The sequence below is a fragment of the Planktosalinus sp. genome (genome assembly GCF_059864935.1).
This window is the reverse complement of the sequence record NZ_JCBCCK010000457.1, coordinates 1-5,859: the sequence shown is the minus strand read 5'-3', so window position 1 is coordinate 5,859 and position 5,859 is coordinate 1. Positions and strand designations below refer to the sequence as shown.

Annotated in this window: 4 protein-coding genes and 2 pseudogenes; 4 read left to right on the top strand and 2 right to left on the bottom strand. The window is 43.2% G+C overall.

The window, feature by feature from the left end; genetic code table 11:
- Together AC6F75_RS13515 and AC6F75_RS13510 are read right to left on the bottom strand one after the other, a co-directional pair.
- Positions 1 to 1,043, bottom strand: a pseudogene (locus AC6F75_RS13515) (leucine--tRNA ligase); the annotation flags it as partial.
- Positions 994 to 2,433 (bottom strand): DUF559 domain-containing protein, encoded by a 1,440-nt coding sequence (locus AC6F75_RS13510; protein WP_500715613.1) that lies wholly within the window; start codon positions 2,431 to 2,433, stop codon positions 994 to 996. The pseudogene AC6F75_RS13515 and the gene AC6F75_RS13510, both read right to left, overlap by 50 nt.
- Positions 2,434 to 2,558: 125 nt before the next feature.
- Here AC6F75_RS13510 and AC6F75_RS13505 point away from each other — a divergent pair, with 125 nt between their 5' ends.
- From AC6F75_RS13505 to AC6F75_RS13490, 4 genes and pseudogenes are all read left to right on the top strand, one after another.
- Positions 2,559 to 4,025: a T9SS type A sorting domain-containing protein gene (locus AC6F75_RS13505; RefSeq protein ID WP_500715612.1), complete on the top strand. Its 1,467-nt coding sequence runs from the start codon at positions 2,559 to 2,561 to the stop codon at positions 4,023 to 4,025.
- 16 nt (positions 4,026 to 4,041) lie between these two features.
- Positions 4,042 to 4,281 carry a hypothetical protein gene (locus tag AC6F75_RS13500; RefSeq protein WP_500715611.1) on the top strand — a complete coding sequence of 80 codons (240 nt, stop codon included), beginning with the start codon at positions 4,042 to 4,044 and terminating at the stop codon, positions 4,279 to 4,281.
- A 46-nt stretch (positions 4,282 to 4,327) separates the two neighbouring features.
- Positions 4,328 to 5,710: an aminotransferase class V-fold PLP-dependent enzyme gene (locus AC6F75_RS13495; RefSeq protein ID WP_500715614.1), complete on the top strand. Its 1,383-nt coding sequence runs from the start codon at positions 4,328 to 4,330 to the stop codon at positions 5,708 to 5,710.
- Positions 5,711 to 5,859, top strand: a pseudogene (locus AC6F75_RS13490) (aminoacetone oxidase family FAD-binding enzyme); the annotation flags it as partial.

The following is a 5,859-nucleotide window of genomic DNA, read 5'->3' as shown; positions in this document are numbered from 1 at the left end:
TCCACTTTTAAAAACCCGCGGTCGTATAAAAACTTCGTCCAGAAACGGCTGTAAAGTAAGTGTCCGGTGGCGTGCTCGCTGCCGCCGATGTATAAATCGACGTTTTGCCAATAGTCCAGGGCTTCCCGGCTTGCAAATTCGTTGTCGTTTTGTGCATCCATATACCGGAACAAATACCAGCTGCTTCCGGCCCAGCCGGGCATGGTGTTGAGTTCGAGCCCCCAAACCCCCGAAGGGGGCTTTTTGCCATCTTCTACCTCAACTACTTCATTTTTTGTTTCATCCCAGTGCCATTTGGTTGCTCGACCTAAAGGAGGTTGGCCTTCCTCTGTGGGTAAATATTTTTCTACTTCTGGAAGCACAATGGGTAGGTGCTCTTTGTCGATGGTGTAAGGAATGCCGTTTTTGTAATATACCGGAAAAGGTTCACCCCAATAACGCTGGCGGCTAAACACCGCATCTCGCAAACGGTAGTTGATTTTTCCTGTGCCTTGATTGATTTTTTCTAGCGCTTCAATGACTTTTTTATTCGCTTTTTTATAGGTCAATCCATTTAAAAAATCAGAGTTTTTATAAACAAACCCATTTTTTTCAGAATAAGCATTTTCTGCTATCAAATTGACAGAATCATCAATTCCCCCTTCGGGGGTTAGGGGGCTAAATATATTAGGAATAGGAATATTAAAGTGTTTCGCAAAAGCATAATCACGCTCATCGCCACAAGGCACGGCCATCACAGCCCCGGTGCCGTAACTCGCCAACACATAATCGCCAATCCAGATGGGAATGGGTTCCTTTGAAAACGGATGCTCGGCATAAGCCCCGGTAAACACCCCCGAAATGGTCTTCACATCAGCCATACGCTCACGCTCACTACGCTTGGCAGTTTGCTCGATATAGGCTTCCACCGCCTCTTTTTGCTCCGGAGTGGTGATTTTTTGAACGAGTTCGTGTTCAGGGGCCAGCGTCATAAACGATACTCCGAAGATGGTGTCAGGGCGGGTTGTAAAGACATCTATCCTCACCCCCGGCCCCTCTCCCAAGGAGAGGGGAGTTAGATTTGTCTTTATATGAAGGTTTTTTGTCTAATTCTAATTTAATTTTTTCAAGAACACTTTCAGTTTTATTTAGAACCTCATCATTAGAAAAGCGAATGACCTTGTATCCTTTTTTTACTTCAAGTAAAAGCTGTCTGGATTCGTCTGCATCTACTTGATTTTTGTGAATTTCTCCATCAATCTCTATAATTAACATTTTTTCAAGACAAACAAAATCTACTATGAAAGTATCAATGGGGTGCTGCCTTCTGAATTTATCACCCAGCGTTCTATTTCTTATATGTTGCCATAATTTTTCCTCAGCTTTTGTTGGGGTTTTACGCATTTCTTGTGCCTTGTCTAAAAACATAGAAATTTTACTGTGCTTTCCAGTTAAGTAGCCAGCTGTCCCCCCTCCTTGGGAGGGGGCTAGGGGGAGGACTTTAAACGAAACGGCAGCACCTAAGGATTTCCCAATCCAATTGGTCTGCGAGTCCTTCAACGGCTGCGGCCAGTCGATTTTTTGCAGGCCGTCAAGCAGGCGTTGTGCATAGGCGGTAATGCGCATACTCCATTGCTTCATTTTTTTTCGCACCACGGGATGCCCGCCGCGTTCGGAGACACCGTTGACGATTTCGTCGTTTGCCAGTACGGTTCCCAAAGCGGGACACCAGTTGACTTCGGTTTCGGCGAGGTAAGTGAGGCGGTATTGCAACAGTATTTTTTGTTGTTGCTCTTCGTCATAGGCATTCCACATTTCGGCAGTAAAGGGGATGACATCTTCATCACAAACAGCGTTTACCAGTTCATTGCCTTCATTTGTAAAAAGCGTGATGAGGGTTTCTATGGGTTCGGCCTTGTCAGTGTCTTTGTTGTACCAGGAGTGGAACAATTCGGTGAAAATCCATTGCGTCCATTTGTAATAATCAGGATTGGAAGTGCGCACTTCACGGCTCCAGTCAAAGGAGAAACCAATGCGGTCCAGCTGCTCACGATACCGGTTGATATTGGTTTCGGTAGTAATCGCCGGATGCTGTCCGGTTTGGATGGCATACTGTTCCGCCGGAAGGCCAAAAGAGTCATAGCCCATGGGGTGTAACACATTAAAACCTTTGTGGCGTTTGTAGCGCGCATAAATATCACTGGCAATATAACCCAACGGGTGTCCCACGTGAAGTCCCGCTCCTGAAGGATAAGGAAACATATCCAAAACGTAGTATTTTGGTTTGACCTCCCCCAGCCCCTCCAAAGGAGGGGTGTTTGCATTATTTAATAATCCCTTTTGCTCTCCCCCTTTGGGGGAGCTTGAGGGGGATGGATTTTCGGCTTTAAAGGTTTGGTTTTCTTCCCAGTACTTGCGCCATTTGGCTTCTATGTCGTTGAAATGGTATTTCATTATCACCCTTTGATTTAATTCGGCAAAAATACAGTTAATGTGCGAAAGTTAAAACTATTAAAAGAGCCTTTTGACTTTTTGAGAAATCTTTACCTTTGACCCAAACCAAATAATTAAATTAAATCATGAAATTTTTTACTACTTTATCCCTTTTATTCAGTTTTACAATTGCTTTTTCACAGTTCACTACACCAGGTACCGGAGTGGATTGGACACTTGACGACGTTGCAACTGCAAGCCCGGGTACAGTCACTGTTAGCGGGTCTACCTATACCTTACTTGAGGATTTAACCATAGCTGCTACAGATATTTTAAGAATCAACGCAGACCTAACCCTTGAGATTGCAGCCGGAGTGCGCGTAACGGTGCTTGGTCAAGGCTCTTTCTTTGTTGATGCCGACCAGGTTTTAGTAACTGCAGTTGATGAAGCGGCTCCTTATGACGGCTTCCGTTTTGAAGAATTTTCAGATGTTGACATTCAAAACACTACTTTTCAGTTTGGCGGAGGGTTACAGGTGTTGACAGAAACATTTACTTTAAACAACTGTATTTTGCAAAACAATGTTTCCGGAGTAGCCACAGGGGCAACGGTTACCCTTTCAAGAGGTATTCCTGTAATCACCAACAATGTATTTTTGTACAATTCCAATCCGGCGATTAGTTCCGGGGCAAACCAAAGTGTTTCGGCTTATATTTTCAACAACTATATTGAAGGAAACAACCAGTCAAACAACAACCGTCCACAAATCAATATTGGGGCAACCCGTGTAAATGATACTTTAAAAATCATTCAAAATACCATTGTGGGTGATAGAGCTATGGATCAGGCTGGCGGAATTGCAGTGGCTAATCTTGTTGGAGGAGCTTTACGTGTGATTATTGAAGGAAACAACATCATTAATAACCGTTACGGAATTACAGTTGTAGGTCCAAATTCCTATGCGTTGATTAAAGACAACATCATTGAAGACAACGATACTCAAAACAATCCAAATTTAGGCGGAAGCGGTATCAACCTGAATGCCCCCACCGGTGGAATGACAGTTGATGTGACAGGAAACCAAATCAGAAGAAACCTTTGGGGGATTACTATACAGGGTCCAGTGGACGCCAATTTAGGAGATGATCAGGACAATCCCGGTTTGAATGTGTTTTCAGATAACGGAAATAATGGCGATGTGTTTGCTCTGTACAACAACGGTCCAAACACCATTTCAGCCAAACACAATTGCTGGGTAGAAGGCGGTGATGGCACTTTAGTTGAAGCCGAAGATGTTATTTTTCATCAGGTGGACGACCCTACTTTAGGTGAAGTGATTTTTGACCCTATCTTTTGCGAAAACTTAAGCTTGGTTGAAATCAATCCGGAAGCGGTTGTGATGTATCCAAACCCTGCCGAAAATCAAATAATACTCCAGAATCAGCAGCACTTTGAAACCATTACTTTCTATAATGTCAGTGGTCAAAAAGTGTTCACAACTTCGTTAAATGAAGGAGCAAACACCATCAAGTTTGACCTTCCTGCAGGCATCTATTTTGTTGCCCTTGATGGCGGAAACAACCAGACAGTTAAAAAGATCGTGGTGAGATAGTCAACTTAGATAAAAAATGATTGAAAGCTTTAATAAGAACTCTGCGTCTTTGCGGCTTTGCGAGAAAAAAAAGGTGTCACGCAAAGGCGCAGAGTTGCAAAGAGAACAACAATTAAAGTTGAATAATTTGACTAAAGCAACGGTTTTCAGAATAACTATTATAAATCCGGAAGTCAACCTTTCGGATTTTTTTATGCTTAAAATCATTTTAGCCTCAAAGGATTGGCGTAAATTTGCACCCTCAAAAGGAAAATGAAGTGAAACCATCCCAAATCGAAAAACTGGAATTCAATAAAGAAGAAATGAAACACTATGGCTACCAAGTGATGGATGCTATCGTGGAACATTTTGACACTCAAAATAATAAATATCCTGTGGCGACTGCTTCCAGAAAAGAAATGGATACCTTGTTTTTGGAAGACGCTCCGGAAAAACCGACAGATGCCCGTGAGGTTTTGGACTTTGTCCTGCAAAAAGTAATGACCCAAAGCAATGTGGTGAGCCATCCAAAATCTTATTCATTTGTGCCCGGTCCCAGCAATTTTATAAGTGCCATGGGCGATGCTCTCGCCAGCGGTTTCAATATTTTTTCAGGAGGGTGGGCGGCTTCCCCGGCTGCAGCTCAAATGGAAATAACAACCTTAAACTGGTTGCTGAAAATGTATGGTTTTCCCGTAAAAAGCGGCGGCGGTATTTTTACCAGCGGCGGCTCGATGGCTAACTTAACTGCGGTGGCCACTGCCCGCAAAGTAAAATGTGGTGACGATTATTCCAAAGCGGTCATCTACCTCTCAGATCAGGCACATTCTTCCAATATTAAAGCCATTCGCATTCTGGGTTTCCGTAAAGAACAAATCCGCATCATTCCCACCGATGCCGAATTTAAAATTGCACTTAATAAACTGAAAAACGCAATTGCAAAAGACAAAATCGAGGGGTGGCAACCCTTCTGTTTTATCGCTTCCGCGGGAACCACCAACACCGGTACTGTGGATCCACTCAACGAACTTGCAAGCATTTGTAAAAAAGAAAAAATCTGGCTCCATATAGATGCCGCTTATGGTGGTGCGGCCATACTGGCCAAAAACGGAAAACAACTCTTAAAAGGCATTGAAAAAGCTGATTCCATCACCGTTGACCCGCACAAATGGTTTTACCAACCTTACGAAATTGGTTGCCTTTTAGTGAGAAACCACAAATGGCTAAGCGGTACCTTTACCGAAAAACCGGAATACCTGCGCGACATAGAAGGCAACGAATCTGAAATCAATTTTTATGACCACGGCATAGAGTTAACACGACGCTTCAGGGCATTGAAGTTTTATATGTCCATCAAAACCTTTGGTTTAAAATTGTTTAGAAAAGCAGTAGAATACAACATTAAATTAGCTGAGCAAACCGAAGACCACCTGCGTAACAGCAATCAATGGGAAGTAGTCTCGCCCGCGACATTGGCAATCATCAACTTCAGGTTCAATCCCATGGACAAAAACCTCACAGAAAAACAACTTGATAAAATCAATCAGAAAATATCTGAAAAAGTGGTGGCTTCCCGGGAAGCACTGTTGGTGACTACATTATTAAACAGACAAGTTGTTTTGCGCATGTGTTTAATCAACCCGCGAACAACGATGGACGATATCAAAAGCACCTTGCAACTCTGTGAACAATTTGCAGCCGAATAGATGAGCCGGGACTATAATATACTCATCATCGGCGGAGGAGCTGCCGGGTTTTTTACCGTTATCAACGTAGCAGAACTGAATCCGGATTATAAAATTGCCATACTCGAACGCGGTAAAGAAGTACTGACCAAAGTGCGCATCTCAGGCGG